Annotated in this window: 28 protein-coding genes; 18 read left to right on the top strand and 10 right to left on the bottom strand. The window is 62.7% G+C overall.

From position 1 onward, the window contains the following. Positions 1 to 4 precede the first annotated feature (4 nt). On the top strand, positions 5 to 1,072 hold the full coding sequence (locus ACIPUD_RS02530) for a UDP-glucuronic acid decarboxylase family protein (RefSeq protein WP_085360990.1): 1,068 nt from the start codon (positions 5 to 7) through the stop codon (positions 1,070 to 1,072). Between the two features lie 43 nt (positions 1,073 to 1,115). On the opposite strand, the gene ACIPUD_RS02525 is transcribed toward ACIPUD_RS02530, so the two are convergent. Together ACIPUD_RS02525 and ACIPUD_RS02520 are read right to left on the bottom strand one after the other, a co-directional pair. Further along, a complete protein-coding gene (locus ACIPUD_RS02525; protein ID WP_085348969.1) occupies positions 1,116 to 1,376 on the bottom strand; it encodes a hypothetical protein in 261 nt (86 codons plus the stop codon). A 109-nt stretch (positions 1,377 to 1,485) separates the two neighbouring features. Continuing rightward, complete coding sequence (locus ACIPUD_RS02520) at positions 1,486 to 1,983, bottom strand: ferritin-like domain-containing protein (protein WP_026234016.1); 498 nt, start codon at positions 1,981 to 1,983, stop codon at positions 1,486 to 1,488. Positions 1,984 to 2,210: 227 nt separating this feature from the next. On the opposite strand from ACIPUD_RS02520, the gene ACIPUD_RS02515 reads away from it, so the two are divergent. From ACIPUD_RS02515 to ACIPUD_RS02500, 4 genes are all read left to right on the top strand, one after another. Continuing rightward, complete coding sequence (locus ACIPUD_RS02515) at positions 2,211 to 2,813, top strand: NuoB/complex I 20 kDa subunit family protein (RefSeq protein ID WP_085348967.1); 603 nt, start codon at positions 2,211 to 2,213, stop codon at positions 2,811 to 2,813. 29 nt (positions 2,814 to 2,842) lie between these two features. Further along, entirely contained in the window at positions 2,843 to 3,712 is an 870-nt protein-coding gene (locus ACIPUD_RS02510) for an MBL fold metallo-hydrolase (protein ID WP_166517552.1), read from the top strand. A 73-nt stretch (positions 3,713 to 3,785) separates the two neighbouring features. Beyond that, entirely contained in the window at positions 3,786 to 4,127 is a 342-nt protein-coding gene (locus ACIPUD_RS02505) for a hypothetical protein (protein WP_247473888.1), read from the top strand. A 182-nt stretch (positions 4,128 to 4,309) separates the two neighbouring features. Next, complete coding sequence (locus tag ACIPUD_RS02500) at positions 4,310 to 4,546, top strand: DUF3551 domain-containing protein (protein ID WP_083926601.1); 237 nt, start codon at positions 4,310 to 4,312, stop codon at positions 4,544 to 4,546. Between the two features lie 109 nt (positions 4,547 to 4,655). On the opposite strand, the gene ACIPUD_RS02495 is transcribed toward ACIPUD_RS02500, so the two are convergent. The 5 genes from ACIPUD_RS02495 to ACIPUD_RS02475 form a co-directional block, all read right to left on the bottom strand. After that, positions 4,656 to 5,516: an SIR2 family NAD-dependent protein deacylase gene (locus ACIPUD_RS02495; protein ID WP_018460384.1), complete on the bottom strand. Its 861-nt coding sequence runs from the start codon at positions 5,514 to 5,516 to the stop codon at positions 4,656 to 4,658. Continuing rightward, positions 5,517 to 5,996: an NUDIX hydrolase gene (locus ACIPUD_RS02490; protein ID WP_018460385.1), complete on the bottom strand. Its 480-nt coding sequence runs from the start codon at positions 5,994 to 5,996 to the stop codon at positions 5,517 to 5,519. 73 nt (positions 5,997 to 6,069) lie between these two features. Beyond that, positions 6,070 to 6,855 carry a succinate dehydrogenase iron-sulfur subunit gene (locus ACIPUD_RS02485; RefSeq protein WP_018460386.1) on the bottom strand — a complete coding sequence of 262 codons (786 nt, stop codon included), beginning with the start codon at positions 6,853 to 6,855 and terminating at the stop codon, positions 6,070 to 6,072. A gap of 38 nt (positions 6,856 to 6,893) precedes the next feature. Further along, positions 6,894 to 7,058, bottom strand: a complete 165-nt coding sequence (locus ACIPUD_RS02480; protein WP_204511968.1) for a hypothetical protein — start codon at positions 7,056 to 7,058, stop codon at positions 6,894 to 6,896. After that, positions 7,030 to 7,539 (bottom strand): DUF2243 domain-containing protein, encoded by a 510-nt coding sequence (locus tag ACIPUD_RS02475; protein WP_204511969.1) that lies wholly within the window; start codon positions 7,537 to 7,539, stop codon positions 7,030 to 7,032. The genes ACIPUD_RS02480 and ACIPUD_RS02475 overlap by 29 nt, the downstream gene beginning before the upstream one ends. A 423-nt stretch (positions 7,540 to 7,962) precedes the next feature. On the opposite strand from ACIPUD_RS02475, the gene ACIPUD_RS02470 reads away from it, so the two are divergent. Beyond that, positions 7,963 to 8,178 (top strand): hypothetical protein, encoded by a 216-nt coding sequence (locus ACIPUD_RS02470; protein ID WP_018460391.1) that lies wholly within the window; start codon positions 7,963 to 7,965, stop codon positions 8,176 to 8,178. A gap of 704 nt (positions 8,179 to 8,882) precedes the next feature. Here the strand turns inward: ACIPUD_RS02470 and ACIPUD_RS02465 are convergent. After that, a complete protein-coding gene (locus ACIPUD_RS02465) occupies positions 8,883 to 9,056 on the bottom strand; it encodes a hypothetical protein (RefSeq protein ID WP_162847264.1) in 174 nt (57 codons plus the stop codon). Positions 9,057 to 9,326: 270 nt separating this feature from the next. On the opposite strand from ACIPUD_RS02465, the gene ACIPUD_RS02460 reads away from it, so the two are divergent. Further along, the gene (locus ACIPUD_RS02460) at positions 9,327 to 9,515 is read left to right on the top strand and encodes a hypothetical protein (protein ID WP_083926604.1); all 189 of its coding nucleotides are present in this window, start codon (positions 9,327 to 9,329) and stop codon (positions 9,513 to 9,515) included. A gap of 20 nt (positions 9,516 to 9,535) precedes the next feature. On the opposite strand, the gene ACIPUD_RS02455 is transcribed toward ACIPUD_RS02460, so the two are convergent. Both ACIPUD_RS02455 and ACIPUD_RS02450 read right to left on the bottom strand, forming a co-directional pair. Then, positions 9,536 to 10,003, bottom strand: a complete 468-nt coding sequence (locus tag ACIPUD_RS02455; RefSeq protein WP_247295139.1) for a metallophosphoesterase family protein — start codon at positions 10,001 to 10,003, stop codon at positions 9,536 to 9,538. Between the two features lie 14 nt (positions 10,004 to 10,017). Continuing rightward, positions 10,018 to 10,335, bottom strand: a complete 318-nt coding sequence (locus tag ACIPUD_RS02450) for a DUF6894 family protein (RefSeq protein WP_231190486.1) — start codon at positions 10,333 to 10,335, stop codon at positions 10,018 to 10,020. A gap of 30 nt (positions 10,336 to 10,365) precedes the next feature. Here ACIPUD_RS02450 and ACIPUD_RS02445 point away from each other — a divergent pair, with 30 nt between their 5' ends. From ACIPUD_RS02445 to ACIPUD_RS02395, 11 genes are all read left to right on the top strand, one after another. After that, entirely contained in the window at positions 10,366 to 10,488 is a 123-nt protein-coding gene (locus ACIPUD_RS02445) for a hypothetical protein (RefSeq protein ID WP_018460395.1), read from the top strand. A gap of 112 nt (positions 10,489 to 10,600) precedes the next feature. Continuing rightward, positions 10,601 to 11,611 carry a cytochrome c oxidase subunit II gene (coxB, locus tag ACIPUD_RS02440; RefSeq protein ID WP_446480056.1) on the top strand — a complete coding sequence of 337 codons (1,011 nt, stop codon included), beginning with the start codon at positions 10,601 to 10,603 and terminating at the stop codon, positions 11,609 to 11,611. Then, positions 11,608 to 13,521, top strand: a complete 1,914-nt coding sequence (gene ctaD / locus ACIPUD_RS02435; RefSeq protein ID WP_247473895.1) for a cytochrome c oxidase subunit I — start codon at positions 11,608 to 11,610, stop codon at positions 13,519 to 13,521. The genes coxB and ctaD overlap by 4 nt, the downstream gene beginning before the upstream one ends. Continuing rightward, the gene (locus tag ACIPUD_RS02430) at positions 13,518 to 14,117 is read left to right on the top strand and encodes a cytochrome c oxidase subunit 3 (protein ID WP_247473897.1); all 600 of its coding nucleotides are present in this window, start codon (positions 13,518 to 13,520) and stop codon (positions 14,115 to 14,117) included. The genes ctaD and ACIPUD_RS02430 overlap by 4 nt, the downstream gene beginning before the upstream one ends. Next, complete coding sequence (locus ACIPUD_RS02425; RefSeq protein WP_018460399.1) at positions 14,114 to 14,467, top strand: hypothetical protein; 354 nt, start codon at positions 14,114 to 14,116, stop codon at positions 14,465 to 14,467. The genes ACIPUD_RS02430 and ACIPUD_RS02425 overlap by 4 nt, the downstream gene beginning before the upstream one ends. Beyond that, positions 14,455 to 15,393 (top strand): cytochrome c oxidase assembly protein, encoded by a 939-nt coding sequence (locus tag ACIPUD_RS02420; protein WP_446480055.1) that lies wholly within the window; start codon positions 14,455 to 14,457, stop codon positions 15,391 to 15,393. The genes ACIPUD_RS02425 and ACIPUD_RS02420 overlap by 13 nt, the downstream gene beginning before the upstream one ends. A 58-nt stretch (positions 15,394 to 15,451) precedes the next feature. Then, entirely contained in the window at positions 15,452 to 16,240 is a 789-nt protein-coding gene (locus tag ACIPUD_RS02415) for a GlcG/HbpS family heme-binding protein (protein ID WP_085348954.1), read from the top strand. A 111-nt stretch (positions 16,241 to 16,351) separates the two neighbouring features. After that, the gene (locus tag ACIPUD_RS02410) at positions 16,352 to 18,208 is read left to right on the top strand and encodes a PQQ-dependent dehydrogenase, methanol/ethanol family (protein WP_204511979.1); all 1,857 of its coding nucleotides are present in this window, start codon (positions 16,352 to 16,354) and stop codon (positions 18,206 to 18,208) included. Next, positions 18,192 to 19,031, top strand: a complete 840-nt coding sequence (locus ACIPUD_RS02405) for a substrate-binding domain-containing protein (RefSeq protein WP_085348952.1) — start codon at positions 18,192 to 18,194, stop codon at positions 19,029 to 19,031. The genes ACIPUD_RS02410 and ACIPUD_RS02405 overlap by 17 nt, the downstream gene beginning before the upstream one ends. Next, positions 19,031 to 19,666: a c-type cytochrome gene (locus ACIPUD_RS02400; protein ID WP_204511980.1), complete on the top strand. Its 636-nt coding sequence runs from the start codon at positions 19,031 to 19,033 to the stop codon at positions 19,664 to 19,666. The genes ACIPUD_RS02405 and ACIPUD_RS02400 overlap by 1 nt, the downstream gene beginning before the upstream one ends. A 16-nt stretch (positions 19,667 to 19,682) precedes the next feature. Beyond that, positions 19,683 to 20,051: a c-type cytochrome gene (locus ACIPUD_RS02395; RefSeq protein ID WP_018460405.1), complete on the top strand. Its 369-nt coding sequence runs from the start codon at positions 19,683 to 19,685 to the stop codon at positions 20,049 to 20,051. Positions 20,052 to 20,075 lie beyond the last annotated feature (24 nt).

The following is a 20,075-nucleotide window of genomic DNA, read 5'->3' as shown; positions in this document are numbered from 1 at the left end:
CACCATGACACTTCAGACCCGCATCAACGCGTCCCGCCGCTCTCCCACCGTTCTGGTGGCCGGCGGCGCCGGCTTCATCGGATCCCATCTCTGCGACGCGCTTTTGCAGCGCGGCCACACCGTGATCTGCCTCGACAACCTGTTTACGGGAAGGATCGACAACATCCGCCCGCTGCTCAATCATCCGAATTTTCGCTTCATCGAACACGACGTGCGCGATCCCATCGAGATCGAGGGCGACATCGACCGGATCTACAGCCTTGCCTGCCCAGCCTCACCCAGGCATTACCAGAAGGATCCAGTCGGCACGATGAAGACCTGCGTGCTCGGCACCATCAACATGCTGGAGCTCGCGCAACGGAAAGGCGCCCGGGTGCTGCAGGCATCGACCAGCGAGGTCTACGGCGATCCCGAAGTGCATCCCCAGCCGGAAACCTATCTCGGCAACGTCAATCCGATCGGGCCCCGGGCCTGCTACGACGAGGGCAAGCGGGCTGCGGAAACGCTGATGTTCGATTACCATCGCATGTACGGCGTCGAAATCAAGGTCGCGCGCATCTTCAACACCTACGGACCCCGTATGCTGGAGAATGACGGACGCGTGGTCTCCAACTTCATCGTGCAGGCGCTTCGCGGAGAGCCGATCACGATCTATGGAGGTGGTACGCAGACCAGGAGCTTCTGCTTCGTCGACGATCTCGTGCGCGGCCTCCAGCTGCTCATGGAGAGTCCATCCTCGATTACTGGTCCGTGCAATCTGGGCAATCCCCACGAGGTCGCCATCGAGGCTATTGCGCGCGACGTGCTGGCGTATACGGAGTCAATCTCGCCGCTCCGATTCGAGGAGTTGCCGAAGGACGATCCAAAGCGCCGCAAACCAGTGATCGACACAGCCGTTCGCGCGCTGGGATGGCGCCCGCGCGTGGCGCTCAAAGACGGTCTCAAGGCGACGATCGCCTATTTCGCCATGCGCATGGCCGGGGAAGCGCCGGCACTTGTTCCGGCCATTGCACCGCGCAGGAGCGGACGTACCGGGGCACGCGGACAGCTAACGATCGCCGATGGGCAGTAAACGGCAGAACGAGCCGAGGAACGCGCGGAACCCGCGCGAGCTCTCAAGCCCGTGAAGCAGCCGCGCCACGGGCCGGCTTGCAGAAGTTCTCGAGATGGTACTGGTATTCGGAGATCGCGCGATTGGCCATCCGGATCCGGTTTTCCTGGCCTTCCTCGACCATCATGGTGATGCGCTGGGCCAGAAACACGCACGCCTCGAACTCATCGTGGATCGCCCCGCTGCGGGCCAGAAAGTCCCACGCGATCTCATAGGCCTGTTCGGCAGCGGGACTACGGTAGTCGCTGAAAATGATGTGCGCCATTACAGCCAAACGTGGATAAGAGGGTTCCGGTCCTGCGAGCCGATATGAGACCGCAGGCGGACTCGGCGGCCGAAGCCGCCGGTCTCGCCGTGGTGGGTGTGGAGTGCGATCAGGCCGCCTGGCGCTGATGCGCCAGATATTCCATTGTCACCTTCTCGACGTTCGAGTCGATCCAGGCGGCCATGCGCTGCTCCTCCTTCAGCGACGTCTCAAGAGGCTCCTTGGCCTCCGCGAACCCAGCGGCGCCGCAGAGGGCGAGCAAAGACTTGTATGCAGCAATCTCGAAATTCTCGAAGGCATTGTTGGCGAATGTGTTCTTGAGAATCTCGTCGCCGGCGACAGAGTGTGCCATGGCTTGCATGTTCGCCATCATGGATTGCGTCGTATCCTTGAGGCTGGAGGTGCTCTCCCCGCAGGCTTCCAGGCATCTCTCCAGCCGCTTCAGCTGCTCGTTGGTTTCCTGAAGGTGGGCGGCAACCTTGGCCTTGACCTCGGGATATTCGTCCAATCGTTCCGACTGACGTTCCATCAACTCTCGCGCCTGCACTTCCATCGCATGCGCATTGCGTAATCCAACCACGAATGTATCGCGGGCTGCGTTCGTCATTTCATGTTCTCCATTTCACCGGCCTTGTCGCCGCCAACCGCAGTTTCGGTGGATCGTTCCTAGAGTGATCCGTGACGCCGACGCTGGGTTCCGGCCGCCGGACCCGAAGCTAACCTGCGATAACAGAACACAAATCCCGCTACCGCCGCAGGAACGCGGCATGCAAATGACTGTTTTCCCGAACGTGTGGTCGCATCGCCAAACGGCCGCAGCGCTTAGGGACAAGAATGACAGACAGCTCTCCGCACGTCGGCAGCTCAGGCGCTTCGCTTGGCCGGCCTGGACTTGGCCGGCCCGGACTTGGCCGGCCGGGCGAGGGACGGCCCGACAACACTTCCGATCCGTTCTTCATGACGATCCGCGACGATCTTGCGGACAAGGGCTTCTTCACGGCGAGCGCGGAGGAGCTGATCACCTGGGCGCGAACCGGGTCGCTGATGTGGATGACGTTCGGGCTCGCCTGCTGCGCGGTCGAAATGATGCAGATGTCGATGCCGCGTTACGACGCCGAACGCTTCGGCTTCGCGCCGCGCGCATCGCCGCGCCAGTCGGATGTGATCATCGTCGCGGGCACGCTCACCAACAAGATGGCGCCGGCGTTTCGCAAGATCTACGACCAGATGCCCGAGCCACGCTACGTCATCTCGATGGGGTCGTGCGCTAATGGCGGTGGTTACTACCACTATTCGTATTCGGTCGTGCGCGGCTGCGATCGTGTCGTGCCGGTCGACATCTACGTGCCCGGCTGCCCGCCGACCGCGGAGGCGCTGCTGTACGGCGTGATGCTGCTTCAGAGGAAGATCCGGCGGATCGGCACAATCGAGCGCTAGTGAGCTGACCAACTCGGACTTGAATGGACATGACGCAGATCCCGCTTCCCTCTTCCGCCGACGCGGAGCACGCGCAATCCGACCTCGACCGCAATGACAACACGCGGCAGATCGTCGCTGACGTCGCCTATCGTCAGCTCGCGATCGTCAACGTGATTTTCGTTGGCCTCGAAAACGCCGGCGACGGCAATTGGGTGCTGGTGGACGCCGGCATTCCCGGATCGGCTGGCGCCATCCGCTCCGCCGCGAAAGCCCGGTTTGGAGGAAACGGCCGGCCTTCCTGCATTGTCATGACGCATGGGCACTTCGATCACGTCGGCGTGCTCGAAACGCTAGGGAATGAATGGCACGTGCCGGTTTATGCCCATGCGGCCGAGCATCCCTATCTGGACGGAAGCCAATCCTATCCGTCGGCCGATCCCAGCGTCGGTGGCGGGCTGCTCGCTCGGCTCTCTCCGCTCTTCCCGACAAAGCCGGTGGATGTCGCATCGCGCCTTTATGATCTTCCCTGTGATCACAGCGTGCCCTTCATGCCGGAATGGCAGTGGATCCATACCCCCGGCCATACCCCAGGGCATATCTCGCTCTGGCGCGAACGCGACCGCGTGCTGATTGCCGGCGATGCCTTCATCACGACGCGGCAGGAATCCGTCTACGCCGCAGTGACGCAAACGCCGGAGATGCACGGGCCCCCGATGTATTTCACCCCCGATTGGGGAAGCGCCAAGACATCGGTGCGCGCACTTGCCGCACTCGCTCCGGAGATCGTCGTCACGGGGCACGGCGCGGCCATGCAGGGGCCGCAGATGCGCGCGGCTCTCGATGCTCTCGCCCAACGGTTCGACGAAGTTGCCGTGCCTTCGCAATATCGACGCGGAGTCGTCGACGACAGAGCTTGATCACGCTGCACGGCTAGGAACGGTGGATGCTTCACATGATTGATCCGACATCGAAACCTCAAGGAGAAGACAGATGCGTAAGACAATCCTGACGATCTTTACGGCAGCAATGCTTGCAGGCGCTTCAGTCGGCGCAGCGTTCGCGCAAGGTGCTGGCGGTGGCGCCGGTGGTGGCGCAGGCGGCGCCGGTGGTGGGGCCGGAGGCGGTGCTGGCGGCGGCGCGGGCGCTGGTGCCGGGGCTGGCGGCGCAGGCGCAGGCGCAGGCGGTGCTGGAGCTGGAGATGGCGGCTCAGGCGGAACCGGCGGCGGCGGCGGCATCACCCATGTCGAGCGGGGCGGACAAGGTGCTTCCAGTCCTTCCGGCATGCGCAACGAAACGACCCCACCGTCCAACGGCGCCACGCCGCGTCGCTAGCGGTTCGCGGTTAGCAATCCTCCAAAGCGCGCCCTTGCTGTTGCGCGCATGAGAGCGGCCTCGGTGAGATCCTCTCCTCGCCGGGGCCGCATCGCGTTCAGGTCGCAATTAGAGGAGTCGGTAAACGTTGCACTTGGAACGCCGCTTCACGAGGCACGTTCAATGTTGAAATGGAGATTTCCATGAAGCATCGATTGCTCCTGGCCGCCGCCTCTCTCGCGCTCGTGACGGGCCTCGGCTCCCCAACGGCGGCCGTCGCACAAGACCGCTACTGCCTTCAGGGCCGCGTCTGGGGCTATCCGGGCAACTGCCAGTTCGCCAGTTACGCTCAGTGCATGGCGACTGCATCGGGAACGCACGCCTATTGCGGCGTCAATCCTCGCTATGCCTATGCACGGCGATATAGGGGATATCGGTGACCGGCCCAGGTGCAGACTGGTCATCGATCCTCCTTCTGACCGATCCCGCCGCTGAGCCGAGCGGCCCCGCGGCAGCAGAGCAAACGCTCAAGGCGCGCCAGGGACCGCTTTAGCTCTCTCGCTCGATACGCCGGCGGATGTCCAGCAAAAACTGGCTGACACCATCATCTGGGCTGACGCCGTCAGGCGACGCTATGGTGGTGATGCCCCAGTTCGCCAATACAGCCTCCTGCACCGGATTGCGCTGCGTGACGAACGCGAAGGACCTCGGTCGGTCCTGGCGGTGCCCGGACTCATCCCAACTCTGCCAAATCCGATGCAGCAGGAGCCGAATGTTGGGATCGGACATGCTGTATCCGATGAAAAGCAGCGTGCTGCCCAAGGCATCGGCGCGAAACCGGATATCGAGTGGCGAGTCGAACGCGAGCCGGTTGAGGAAGTCGGTCTCGGTCAAGACGAGCGAGGCATCGTCGTCGAAGTCGCCATGAAATTTGATGATGTGCGTGACGCCGGAACGGGCGCTTGCAATGTCCTTTGCGTTGCTGATCTTGGCATAGGGCTTTTCCAGGACCTCGAAGGCCGTCTCGAGGTTGCGGTCGTAGTTCGTGGTGTAAATGGTCGGAAAATCGAGCTCCACGATCAGCCGGTGGAGCCGTGAGGCCGCGATCCTGTCCGGGTCGACGCGCCAGTTGCGGTCGAGCCAGCTGCGGAGCGGGCCGATTCCGCCGCGCTTCAGCCGGTAGTACTCCGCCAGCATCTGATAGCCGCCGTGCATCCCAGCGATCACGTCGCGCTCAAGTCCAAGGTCATCCAGCAGATGGTCGATCAGAGATTGCCAGGACGGCAGGCCGACAGCCATCGAGACGCCGGCGCCGACGAACAGGATCGCGCAGCGTCGCTTGATCGCCGCGGCCAAGACCTCATGAGGCGGTCGCTCCTCGAATGCGAGTCCGGTCGGTTGCTGGTTCATCTACCTTGAATAACTGGACGAGACGCGGGTTCCTGGAGCCATGCCATCGCTCAGCGGTGAGGGGGCGGTCTTCTCCGTCTGCGCCGCGAAGCGGGCGATTAGACGACGAAGCTGCGCCTTGTGCACCAGACGGCCCGCCGTCTTCGGCGAGACCCAGATTGCTTCACGCTCTCCCTTTTCCGGCCACCAGCGCTCCTGCCCGTGGACCCTCATGGGAAAGACGGCAACGTTCATGGTCCGCTTGCGATCACCCTTCCGCTTGCGATGCTTGAAGGAGCCCAGCGCGCGCTTTGCGGTGACGCCGACGAGACCGGCCTCCTCGTACGCCTCGAGCGCAGCCGTACGGTGCGGCTCCGTCTTGCGCATCGGCGATCCCTTCGGGACACTCCACCTGCGCTTGCGCCTGGTCGTGATCAGCATCACGCGCAATTCGGAATTGTTCAGCATGAACGGCAACGCGGCGAATTGTTTCTTGCCCATCAGGCGCCTCCAGTTTGGTCGATAAGCCTACCCCGCAGCCATCGTTCCTTTATGCGCGAGTGTCCGTCCCCGATCAGAACTTCCGTTCGACCATCTTGAGGCGCAATCCGGAAATGGCTTCGCCCGGATTCAAGCCCTTGGGACACGCCTTCGCGCAGTTGAGGATGGTGTGACAGCGATAAATCCTGAAGGGGTCTTCGAGCTTGTCGAGGCGCTCGCCCGTCGCCTCGTCGCGACTGTCATTGACCCAGCGGGCCGCCTGGATCAGGGCCGCTGGGCCGAGGAAACGCTCGGAATTCCACCAGTAGCTTGGACAAGATGTCGAGCAGCAGGCGCAGAGGATGCACTCGTAGAGCCCGTCGAGCTTGGCCCGATCCTCATGGCTCTGTCGCCATTCCTTCGGTGGTGTGGGTGACACGGTTTGCAGCCAAGGTTCGATCAATGCGAGCTGTGCGTAGAAATTCGTCAGGTCGGGAACGAGGTCCTTGACCACTGGCTGATGCGGCAAGGGCAGCACGCGCAGCGGCTCGCCGTTCGGAACGTCCTCGCTCATGGACTTGGTGCAGGCGAGCGTGTTCTGGCCGGCGACATTCATCGAGCAGGAGCCGCACACGCCTTCGCGGCAGGACCGCCTGAATGTCAGCGTGGAGTCGATGTTGTTCTTGATCCAGATCAGACCATCCAGAACCATGGGCCCGCAATCGCTCATATCGACGAAGTAGGTGTCGAGCCGGGGATTGCGTCCGTCGTCGGGATTCCAGCGATAGACCTGGAATTCGCGCAACGATTTGCTGTCCGGCTTGGGCCAGATCCTTCCCTTTTCGACGCGGGAGTGTTTCGGAAGCCTGAACTCGACCATGTTACCTCCGGGAAGACATGAGGCGTGATAACCGCGCATCAGCCGGGATTGAAGCAGCGTAGTTGCAGAAGATCATCCAGCGACACACCCAACAGCACGATGCGAAAGGCCGGTGCTGTAGCGAGCATCAGCAGCAATATAAAAATGGCATAGACCAGAGCTGGCGGGGTCTCTCTAGCGAGGCTGTAGACTGCTTTCCGCATGGACCCTCCCTTGCGTGCCGGCGCGTGTCATGGCGGCGCCGATGACCAACATGGCCGCACCCCATAGCAGGAAGCCGATGTCCCAGAAGATGCGCTGCTCGTGAGGCACGGTCTCATTCACCTGGTGCAGCTTGAAGACCTCATGGTCAACCACGCCTTCAACCAGATTGAAGATGCCCCAACCGAGCAACACCGCGCCGAGACACTGGCCGCGCGACCAGTGGATGTCAGACCCGCGCGCCCGTTGCCACAGCACATACAGGCCGAGGAGCACAACAACATAGGCCGCGCTGTGGAAGATGCCGTCCCAGGTCGTGTTGAGCTTGACGTTGTCGATGGAGTTGAGCGGATACCAGCCGCTTAACATATGATGCCATTGCAGCAGCTGATGAAACACGATGCCGTCAAAAAACCCGCCCAGACCAAGCCCGAGAAGGACGCCCGCGGAAATCGGAAAGCTGCGTGAATTTCTGTGTTGCATGATTTTGCTCGTGCGCCGGTCGGCATCTGGATGATGGACAAACCGTCCTCAGTGCTGCCGTTCCTATGATCATGACGCACTTCCCGTGCCAATAACCTGCGTTAACCTGCGGGCTCGTGCCAGGATGCCGACATCAGGTGGAGCATCGCCCGGCTGCTTACGGCGGCGATAGGAACGTTCGAAACGGTCGCAGCGTCTTGTGAATCCAACATTGGAGATTCCACGTCGTATTTGCGATCAGATGGCACCCCGGCGAACAGCAGGTCGCATAGATGTCGCCGCCGATCATTCAGCGTCACCTGGCGATCCTGAGCAATCTCAGGGAAGTCGGCTAGAGCTTCACCAAGCGACAAAGGAGCGACGGTGGCCGTGTGTGTCCGCCCACGTCAAAGTCTTCGATGATTCCAATCGCGAGGAGCCAATATGGCGTATGCCCTGTTCAAGGACGGCGAAAAACTGAGCCGGACGTTTTCAACCAAAGAGGAAACCCTGAAAAAGGCCGAAGACGCCGGTCTGGTCGAAAGCGGCGGGGGTCAGCCCAGGCTCGAGGATGACCTGAAGATCAAGCCCTGCTCGCCCGACCCCGAACCTCGAAGCGAGGACGACCTCGATTGGACGCCGGAAAACCCGGCGTCCTGATCGCCGATCTAACAGCCTTTGCAGATGCTCTTGATCTTTCGATCGACGTGGGAATCCTGAGAGTTCTCCGAGCGTATTTCGGCGTCGCCCGGGATCGACGGACCGGGTGTCGCAGTTCCGTCAATCCGTCCGCTGCTGGTCCCCCCTGCGGGATTGCCGGCCCGCCCGACGGTGGTCGATCCTCGCGGCCCGCCACCGCTCGATTGGGCCGTTCCAGCGGTGTTCGTGCCGGTAGCCGTCGTGCCACGCGAAGCCGCGGCCGCGTCGCCTGGATTGCCCAGGCTGGGCGATGCACCGCCCGTCTGGTTTGTAGCTCCTGCAGACCCAAGGCCTGCCGACCCAGGGCTTGTGGCACCGCCGGTGCCGCCGCTCGTGCTGCTCGCGCTTGCTCCGCCCGATCCTCCCGAACCGCCGCCACCGCCACTCTGCGCCGAGGCGGCCCCTATCGACGCGGTCGCCAGGAACGCGATCAGCATCAAGCTCGAAGTTGTCTTAGCCATTGCTCAGCTCCTCTCACGATCGTCGTGCGTGTGATGTTGATCGCGCTCACCACCGCCTCCCGAGACGTGTGATTTGCGGTCGTTGGTAGCCGTTCCGGGCGCAGGGCGCTCATGCTCGCGACCTCCCTTTTCGGGGTGCTTGCGATCCTGCCGCGAGGAGCCCGGACCACCGAAGCGTTCACTGTCTGAGTTCTTGTGTGGCATTCATCGGTCCTGCTGGTAGCCTTGGTTTGTCGTGTTCTGCTTGATGTTGCCGTGACGACCCTGGGTGTCGAAGTTCTCGCGGTCGGGGACTCTTTCATCCGTCTCGATCCTGGGATCAGATCCGGGTCCCTTGTCGCTGCGCTGCTCTGGCGGTATGGGGGGCAATTTGGACATTGCATGCTCCTTGTTTCGGTCTCGCGACCTCATGCGCTGGCAATGAGATGGGGCGGCGGTCGTTCCTGATCGATGCTGATGCATGCCCCTAGGAACGAACGATTCCTGCCCGTGTTGACCCCGCAGTTCATACGGAAGGCTTTTTGTTCATGGTCCAGGCTCTATCGCGGGAAACGGAGAAGGACGGCACCCGGAAGCTGATGATGGCGGGATCGCTGGCGTACGTTGATCGCGTGCCACCACACCGACAGATCGCAGAGAGGACAAGTTATGCCGAAAGCGAAAGCGCCTGAAAACGACCCGAGAGAAACACCGGTCGACGATCCGCGACAGCAGACGGATTTGCCAACCCACCGGCAGACGGACCAGCCTTGGCAGGGAAATCCCGAGAAGGAGCAGATCGACCCAAAGCGTCCCCCGATTGATCTGGAGCGATGGCAAAAGTCGAATACCCACTAGCTGCTACGCATGCGCTTCGTTCACGCGTCGAGCTCATGGATGGTGGGCCGCAGGTCGCCGCCCTCATCGAGATCGAGCGTTGCCAGCGTGATCGGCAGCTTGAATCGCCTTGGACCGGCGCTTCCAGGATTCAGGAAAAGCACTCCGTTGATCGTGTTGACCTGCACCCGATGCGAATGTCCTGATATCACCACGTTCACACCGGTTGCCGCGGGGTCGATGGCGAGCGCCTTGAGATCGTGAAGGAGGTAGAAACAACGAGCGCCGAGGTGCACTGTTTCGGTTTCGGGATAGCGCCTCGCCCAACTGCCGACATCGACGTTTCCCCTGATGGCGGTGACGGGCGCTATTCGGCAAAGCCTCTCCAGAACCTCCGGCGCGCCGATATCACCAGCGTGGAGGATATGCGACACCCCTGCAAGACGGCGTCCGGCCTCAGGTCTGAGAAGGCCGTGCGTATCCGAGATCACTCCGATCCTCAACGCCATGTCAGGCCGCGACTTCAGTGCAGGACATCCAGTGGCACTTTCCCGATCTCCTCACCCTGCTGGTTCGTGACCAGGATGGAAAAATGACGATTCCTGAGTTCGGGACGCTCCGCAAGGAGCCTCTTCGCGATCTCCTCGGCAACGTCCAGCGCCACGATGTCGTCGGGCAATTCAGCTCCTCCCTCGTCGGCGACGGTCTCGGAGTCGACCAGATCAAAATGATAGCGCGGCACGTGAACCCTCAATTCGTCGCAGGAACGCGCGATCTCGGGCCTTCGTTCCGGCGCTCGCACGTCAACGCCCGGCGTGTCCGCAGGAACCCTCAGGGTCATCGCGGCATTGCTGCTTTTTGGAGCCGACACATGCTTGGAGAGTTGCGCGTGCTTGCCCAGCCGGGCGCAATCATCGCCAGTCTCGCCGTCCTGTTGCTGATGGCCGCTGGCGATGCGGCGATCGTGATCGCCGTGAAGGGCTGGCCATTCTAGCCCGATGATTGATGTCGGACATCCCTCTTCGGCCCATCGCTCCGATTAGCGGATAGGAACCTTTGTAGGCCTGCCCGGTTCCGCCTGTGAAGCGGAGTGCGACAAGGCGTCAATGCAGGTCTGGGTGCGAAGGGTTCTGGTGTTGTGCACGATCTGGCCGCTCACGGCGTGTGCGGGCCGGCAATCGGCGCTCGATCCGCAAGGGCTGCAATCCGGCCAGATCTTGCACACGCTGTTCATCTTCCTCGCTGTGTCGGCGGTCGTCTGGACCGCCGTCGTGATCGCGCTCTGCATCGGAATGATGCGGCGAAAACGTTCGGCTGATCGGCCGCTTGACCTTCACCAAGCCTTCGAGGAACGCTCCGGGCGCGTCATCCTCGCGCTTGGGATTGCGACCACCGCCGTCGTGCTCGGTCTCTCCTTCGTGAGCTATGCCGGACAACGTACCGTCTTTGCCAAGGACGAGAAAGCCCACATCCTCAAGATCATCGGCCACCAATGGTGGTGGGAGGTCCGCTATGAGGCCGACAGTCCGCACCAGAGTTTCGTGACGGCCAACGAGATTCGAATCCCCACTGGCGAGCCGGTGAGACTGGAACTGGAATCGGCCGACGTGATCCACAGTTTCTGGGTGCCCAGCCTGACCGGCAAGATGGACTTGATCCCCGGGCAGAAGAACGAGCTGCAATTCACGGCGAAGAACGCGGGCATCTATCGCGGGCAATGCGCCGAGTTCTGCGGGATCCAGCACGCCCACATGGCATTTGCCGTGATCGCGATGTCACCCGACGAGTTCGGCCGCTGGCGTGACCATGCAAACCAGAGCGCCAACAGCCCTGCCGATCCGCTCGGCAAGCAGGGCGAGGCTCTGTTCCGGGCGCGCGGATGCGCCTTGTGCCACAACATTAGCGGCACGCTGGCCGGCGGGCAGCTCGGCCCGGATCTCACGCATATCGGCAGCCGCACGACCATCGCGGCGGGAACGTTGCCGAATAATTCGGCCACGCTCGGCGCCTGGATCGCCGATCCCCAGCACATCAAGCCCGGCAATCTCATGCCGAGGATGCCGCTGCAATCGGATGAAATGATCGCCATCATTCATTATCTGGAGCAGCTCAAGTGAGCATCGCCGCTGAACCAAATGAGTTGCGGGACGACGTCCTGAACGGCCTTCGACTTTCCACACAGCTGGAGAAAGTGTGGCGCACGCCGTCCGGCTGGATGGGCGCGCTGACGTCGGTCGACCACAAGGTGGTCGGCCGCCGCTACATCATCACGGCGTTCGTATTCCTGCTCCTCGGCGGCCTCCTCGCGGTCCTGATGCGCATTCAGCTGGCCGGGCCGGAGAAGACGTTTCTCTCCGCCGACAAGTACAATCAGGTCTTCACGATGCACGGCTCGACGATGATGTTCCTGTTCGCCGTGCCGGTCATGGAGGCGTTCGCCGTTTATCTGGTGCCGTTGATGGTCGGCACGCGGAACATCGCCTTTCCGCGACTGAACGCCTTCAGCTATTGGATGTTTCTGTTCGGCGGCTGCTTTCTCTGGATTTCCTTTGCGCTGAATGTCGGCCCGGACGTTGGCTGGTTTGCCTATGTCCCGCTCTCCTCGCTGCAATTTACGCCGACAAAGCGCCCGGATGTCTGGGCGCAAATGATCACCTTCACCGAGGTCGCGGCGCTCGCCGTCTCCGTGGAAATCATCGTGACCGTGTTCAAGCTCCGCGCGCCCGGCATGACGCTCGACCGCATTCCCCTGTTCGTCTGGGCCATGCTGGTGACGAGCTTCCTTGTGATGTTCGCGATGCCCTCGATCATGGTCGCATCGACGTCACTGATCCTGGATCGCCTCGTCAACACGCGCTTCTATGATTCCTCCTCGGGCGGACATCCCCTGCTCTGGCAGCATCTGTTCTGGTTCTTCGGCCATCCCGAGGTCTACATCATCTTCATCCCGGGCACGGGAATGGTCTCGGCGATCCTCGCGACGTTCGCACGACGGCCGGTGATCGGCTATCCCGTGGTGATCCTCTCGTTGATCGCGACCGGCTTCCTGTCGTTCGGTCTCTGGGTCCACCACATGTTCGTCACGGGCCTGCCCCAACTCGGCGCGGCCCTGTTCACAGCCTCCAGTATGCTGATCGCAGTGCCGAGCGGGCTGCAGATCTTCTGCTGGCTGGCAACGCTCTGGGACGGGCGTCCGGTCTACCGGACCCCGCTGTTGTTCGTGATCGGCTTCATCGTGATCTTCGTGCTAGGCGGGCTGTCCGGCGTCATGGTCGCCTCGGTCCCGATCGACACCCAGGTGCACGACACCTATTTCGTCGTCGCCCACTTCCATTATGTCCTGATCGGCGGCGCTGTGTTCCCGCTGGTCGGCGCGGTCTACTACTGGTTTCCCAAGATCGCCGGCCGCATGCTCAGCGAGCGACTCGGGCGCTGGAATTTCTGGCTCGCCTTCGTCGGCTTCAACGTCGCCTTCTTCCCGATGCACATCCTCGGGCTGATCGGAATGCCGCGCCGGGTCTACACCTACACCGCCGACATGGACTGGGCGCACCTGAATCTCGTGTCCAGCGGTGGTGCTCTCATTTTCGCGCTCAGCTTCGCGTTGCTTTTGGTCAACGTGATCTACAGCCTTCGCAAAGGTGCGCTTGCAGGCGACAATCCTTGGGATGCCTCAACGCTGGAATGGGCGACGTCATCGCCGCCCCCGCCGCAGAATTTCGACCGCATTCCGGTGGTCAAGCACCGCGATCCGCTGTGGGCCGATAGCGAGAGCCTGCCCGTGGTCGCGGGTCTGAGCGCCGAGCGGCGCGAGGTCCTGCTGACCTCGCTCGCGGAAGCTGAGCCGCAGATCCGGGAGGCTTCGCCCGAACCCAGCATCTGGCCGCTGCTCACAGCTATCGCGACGACAGTGTTCTTCATCGGCTCGATCTTCACGCCCTGGGCCGTGCTCTGGGGCACACCACCGATGGCCGTGACGTTGATCGGCTGGTTCTGGCCGAGCGGCAGCAAGGAGGACGAGGAGTGAGACAGACTATCGTCCGCAATGTCGCTGAACTGCCGACTTACGGCTATGGCCCGCGCAGCGGACCGTGGTGGGGCGCCATGGGCTTCATGGCGCTGGAGGGCATGGGCTTTGCCATTGCCATCGGTGCCTATCTCTATCTCTACGCCGTCAACCCAACTTGGCCGATCGGCGCCTCGCCGCCCGATCTCTGGCCGGGCACAGCCGAAGTCGTGATCTATCTGCTGAGCATCATCCCGAACGAGATCACCAACCGCGCCGCACACCGGCAGGATCTCGCGAAGGTGCGGACCGGACTCATCGTGATGGCCCTGATCGGCATTGCCCTGCTGGTGCTGCGCGGCTTCGAGTTCGCGCATCTCAACACCCGCTGGGACAATTCAGCTTACGGCTCCATTGTTTGGCTCATTCTGGGGCTGCACACGACCCACCTTGCCACGGATGTCGGCGACACGGTCGTGCTGGCGGTGTTGATGTTCACGCGCCATGCGAAACCGCGCCGGTTCAGCGACGTGACCGACAACGTGTTCTATTGGAACTTCGTCGTGCTCGCCTGGCTGCCGCTCTATGTCTTGCTCGATTGGGTGCCACGCCTATGACCGCAGCCGATCGACATTCCAGACTGCTTTATTGGGCCGGCGTTGCGCTCGGGCCCATCGCGTGGGGTATCAACTTGCAGGGCGTCTACGTGCTCGCGCACTTCTCCTGCGAACAGACCAGGCTCAGCGGCGCGATCATGAGCGCGGTTCTGGCTGTCGTCGCGCTGGCAGGCACTGTCATTTCGGCCCGCGCCGTTCGGCGCGGCGCGGGGGCTGAATGGGCCGATGCGCGGGGTGGCGGACCACGAACGTTCATGGCCTGGCTCGGCGTCGGCTCCGGCGTGTTATTTGCGCTGGTGATTGCGAACCAGTTCGCCGCCTCGCTCATGATCAGCCCATGCCTGCGCTGAGCTTTGCAGCACTGCTGCTCGCGCTGCTCGCGGCGCCGGCCGATGCGCACGGACTATCGGATGTCGATCCCGGTTCGCTCTGGAGCTACGATCCCTGGCTCATGGCCCCGCTCTATGCCGTCGGTATCGGCTTCTATGTCGGAACGCAGCGGCTCTGGCAGCATGCAGGTGGTGGCCGTGGCGTCAGCTTCCGCCAGGTGGCCGCGTTCTGGACCGGATGGCTGGTGGCCGCACTTGCCGTGACCTCGCCGCTGCACTGGCTCGGCGAGCGTCTGTTCACTGCGCACATGATCGAGCACGAACTGCTGATGGTGGTCGCGGCACCGCTGATGGCGTACGCCCGGATCAATGGCCCGCTGCTGTGGAGCTTGCCAGCCCGGCTGCGCCCGGCCGCGGGTCGCATGCTCAATTGGCCGATCCTGGCGTGGCCCTGGCGTTTTGTAAGCCACCCCATGAGCGCGACCATCCTGCACGGCGCAGCGCTCTGGGTCTGGCATGCACCGCCTTTATATGCGTGGGCGCTCGAGAATACGGCGATCCATCGTCTCCAGCACATCAGCTTCTTCGCGACTGCGCTGTTGTTCTGGTGGGTGCTGCTGCATGGCCGCGGTCAGGGCCGTAGCACTCGAATTCGCGACGGCATCGCTGTCGCGTGCCTTTTCATCACCATTTTGCATTCCGGCGTGCTCGGAGCTCTGCTGACCGTGTCGCCGCGGCTGTGGATCCCAGGCCAGGGCGCCCTCGCCGGGGAATTCGGCCTCTCGGCACTCGAGGACCAGCAGCTCGCCGGCATCCTGATGTGGGTGCCCATGGGCCTACTCTATACCGGCGCCGCGTTGTTCTTTGCTCACCGCTGGCTGACTGCGAACGGCGGTCATTCCCGCCTGCCGCTCCCTTCAACATCCGGGCTGAGCGACGCTGCATAGGAACCGCAACTTCTGTTCGAACGTTCGCCTGCCGACTGCGACACTCCACGGAGGCCACATGGAAAAACGATCCGTCATGGTGCTAACGGCAATCACCGCAGCATTCTTGGTGCCTGCAGTCTTGAGCGCGCAGGACCAACCCAAGTCAGGGATGTCGTGCCCGGTCGACCATGACAAGCTCGCCGATATCCTCAAGAAGAGTGTCAAGCCGGGCGGCGGCCCCAGCAACGGCGGTCTCGACAACAACGAGTGGGCTGCCGTCGTCAATCGGCAGGGCATCGTCTGCGCAGTTGCCTATAGCGGCGGCAAGGTCGACGACCAGTGGCTCGGCAGCCGGGCCATCGCGGCCGAGAAGGCCAATACGGCAAATGCGTTCAGCCTGAAGGACAAGGCGATCGCGACCGCCAATCTCTATGCCGGTGCGCAGCCCGGCGGGTTCCTGTTCGGAGCGGCACTCGGCAACCCGCCGTCTCCGGAAGCCTTGTACGCCGGATCTCCCGACAACTTCGGCACGGCCCAGGATCCGATGGTAGGCAAGCCGATCGGCGGCACCATCGTGTTCGGAGGCGGGTTGGCACTCTATGACGGCAACGGCGTGGCCGGGGCGCTGGGTGTGAGCGGTGACAGTTCCTGCGCGGATCACAACGTGGCCTGGCGCGTGCGTCACCAGCTCGGGCTCGACCGCGTGCCGGCCGGCGTCAGCCCCAACATGAAAGACGCAATCATCTATGACATCGGACCCGACGGCAAAAGTCCGTCTGGATTTGGCCACCCCAAGTGTAACGGCAAGGAAGATCAGATCGCAGTTGACCTCGGCGCCGGCGTATCCGGCAACGTCGTGAGATAGCTCGTCGTCGGTCTCACCTCTTTGGAACCAAGCGAAGTCGGAACGTTTGTAGGTTCGTAAACCGGCCTGCAACGGCGCACGGCCTCGTCACTGCCGTGGAGATCTTTACATATGTTAGTGCGTGGTCTCACGCGTTTGCTGGGCCGACTTCCAGGCTTCCTTTGTGCCCTTTGCGCGTCCTGCGCGTTGCTGTCGTCCGCCTCGGCACAGACCGATCTTGCCAGCCGCATGAAAGATCCAGGCCAATGGCCGATGGCGGCGCGCGATTACGCCAACACCCGTTATAGCAACCTTGATCAGATCAACACGTCCAATGCATCGCGCCTCCAGCTTGCATGGACGTTCTCGGTCGGTGCCGATCGCGGCCAGGAGGCGGCGCCGCTCGTGGTCGATGGCACCATGTATGTGGTCGGCCCTTATGCCGGCCCCTACCCCAACCGTGTGTTCGCACTCGATGCCACGAGCGGTGAATTGAAATGGTCCTACGCGCCAAAGCCTGAACCGGCAGCCGCGGGCGTTGCCTGCTGCGACGTGGTCAATCGCGGACTCGCCTTCGACAACGGCAAGGTCTTCCTCAACACGCTTGATAACCACACGGTCGCGATCGACGCCAAGACCGGCAAGGAGCTGTGGCATACGAAGCTCGGGGAGATCAACAAGGGCGAGACCATCACGATGGCTCCCGTCGTGGTCAAGGGCAAGGTGCTCGTCGGCAACAGCGGCGGCGAGATGGGCGTGCGCGGCTGGGTCACCGCGCTCGATGAAAACACCGGGGCCATTGCGTGGCGCGCCTACGCCACGGGCCCGGACAAGGACGTGCTGATCGGCGACGACTTCAAGCCGTTCTACGACAGTCTCAAGGGCAAGGATCTCGGCGTGAAGACGTGGCCGGCCGACCGCTGGCAGGTCGGCGGCGGCACGATGTGGGGATGGATCTCCTACGATGCCGAACTCAATCTGATCTACTACGGCACAGCCAATCCGAGCCCATGGAACGCCAACCAGCGCAGCGGCGACAATCTCTGGAGCACCACAATCTTTGCCCGCGACCCGGACACCGGCCGCGCCAAATGGGCTTACCAGATCAACCCGCACGACCTGTTCGACCACGACGAGATCAACGAGAATGTGCTCGTCGATCTCGAACTGAATGGACAGCCGCGCAAGGTGCTGATCCACCCGGGCCGCAACGGCTATATGTACGTGATGGATCGGGCGACCGGCGAAGTCATCTCGGCGGACGCGTTTGAATTCGTCAATGCCTATAACGGCGTCGATCTCAAGACCGGCAAGATCATCCCCAACGAGGAGAAGACGCCGCTCGCCGGCAAGACCGTCGAGAACATCTGCCCGGCCGCGCCGGGCGCCAAGGACTGGCAGCCAACCGCCTGGTCGCCCCGCACCAAGCTGCTCTACGTGCCGCATCAGCATCTTTGCATGAACTTCAAGGCATCGCAGGTCGGCTATATCGCAGGCACACCTTATGTGGGCGCCGATGTCGACATGTATGCAGGCCCCGGCGGCCACCGCGGCGAATTCATGGCGTGGGATCCCGTCGCGCGCAAGAAGGTCTGGGAGATCCACGAGAAGCTGCCGGTCTGGAGCGGCGCGCTGGTTACGGCAGGCGACGTCGCGTTCTACGGCACCATGGATCGGCTGTTCAAGGCCGTGGATGCCAAGGACGGGCATGTCCTCTGGCAATTCCGCGCCGGCTCCGGATTCATTGGCCAGCCGATCTCCTATCGCGGCTCCGACGGACAGCAATACATCGCGATCCTGTCGGGCGTCGGCGGCTGGCCGGGTGTGGTGGCCAACGCCGAGGTCGATCCGCGGGTGCGCAACGGCGCGCTCGGTTTTGTCGGTGCGACCCAGGATTTGCCGTTCTACACCGCGGGCGGGAGTGAGCTGCTGGTGTTCAAACTCGGCGGCGCGAATGGTGAGGACACCAGCCATGCGCCTTCGAAATAGTTATCCCGGCATCGCTCTTGGTTTTCTGGTCGGGCTTGCAACCACGGCGGCGGCAGCGTCGGATCGCGAGCTTCGCGTCTGTGCCGATCCCAACAATCTGCCTTTCTCGAACAGCGCCGAAGCAGGATTCGAGAACAGGCTCGCGGCCATGGTGGCCGAGCATTTCGGCCTGCAGGTCTCCTACACCTGGTGGGCGCAGCGCCGCGGCTTCATCCGTAACACGCTGAAAGCCGGCAAATGCGACGTCGTCATGGGCGTGCCGTCCGGCTATGATCTCGTCGAGACGACGAAGCCGTATTATCGCTCGAGCTACGTGTTCGTCACGCGGCAGGACCAGCACCTCGAGCTTTCGTCCCTGCTCGACCCACGCTTGCATCACCTCGCAATCGGCGTGCATCTGATCGGCGATGACGGCAACAATCCCCCGCCGGCGCAGGCGCTCGGCGAACAGGGCATCGTCGACAACGTCCGCGGCTACTCGATCTACGGAGATTATCGCGAGGCCAATCCCCCGGCGCGCCTGATCGAAGCCGTCGAAAGCGGCAGCCTCGATGTCGCCGCAGCCTGGGGTCCGCTCGGCGGATATTTCGCCCAGCGCTCTCTCGTCCCCCTGACGGTCATGCCGATCCGGGATTACGAGCGCTTTGCACCTCAGCAGTTCCAGTTCGCCATCGCGATGGGCGTGCGCAAAGGCGACGACGCCTTGCGCGACCGACTGAATGCATTCATCGACGAGCACCGGTCCGAGATCACTTCGCTGCTGCTCAGTTACGGCGTTCCGCTGGTGGACCAACCGGCTATGGTATCGGGAGGACATGAGTGATGTCTGCTCCAGTGCTGCGCGCAAGCGCCCTATCACTACTGCTGGCGGTCCTGCCGAATGGCGCGGGGCTGGCCCAGCAGACTTTGCCGCAGTCGCAGGAGGCGCAGATGCCGACGCTGTCTCCGCGCCCGAACTTCGGTGGCAGCGTCGGCAATGGCAGGCCCGGCGTCTTCATGCAGGTCCCGGTCAGTCACCTCCATCCCGGCGCGCAGCCGGACCCGCCGCAGATCAAGAACCCCGTGCAGGGCGATCCCAATGCGGAGCAGCGCGGGATGACCTACTACGTCAACTTCAACTGCGTCGGCTGCCACGCGCCAAATGGCGGCGGCGGCATGGGTCCGGCACTGAGCAACAACAACTTTACTTACGGCTCGCAGCCAGAGAACATTTTTCTCTCGATCTACCAGGGGCGGCCGAATGGAATGCCGGCCTGGGGCGGCGTGCTGCCCGACAGCGTGATCTGGGATCTCGTCACCTATATCGGCAAGATCAGCAACGAGCCGAGCCACCAATGGGGCCGAACCTTTTCCGCGAATCTGCCTTCGCCCGAAGTCGAGCAAGTCCCGAGCGAGCAGGTCTCGACGACCGATCCCTGGTCTGCCACCAAGTCTTTCAATTTCGGCCAGAAGCCCTGATCGCCGGGAAGCAGCGATGGCAAATCCGATCACGAGATTGCTAGTCACCGCGCTGCTGGCTACCACAGGCGCCGCCTGCAAGGCTGCGGGCCCGGACAACTTCACCGGCGACGCGCGTCGTGGCGCCGACCTCGTCAAGCAGTATCACTGCGGCGGCTGTCACGATATTCCCGGCATTGCCGGCGCCGAAGGCAATGTCGGCCCACCCTTGCATCGGATCGGCACGCGGACCTACATCGCCGGCTACATCCAGAACTCGCCGGACAACATGGCTGATTGGATCGAGGATCCACAGCGGGCGTTGCCGGGCAATGCCATGCCGAGAATGGGCATCCCGCAGAAGGACGCGCGGGACATCGCGGCGTTTCTCTATACGCTGAAGTGACCATCATGCCTCCCATGCATCGTT

This window comes from Bradyrhizobium sp. CAR08 (assembly GCF_052871955.1).
Note: the sequence above shows the minus strand (reverse complement) of the source record. Positions and strands in the feature narration are given on the sequence as shown.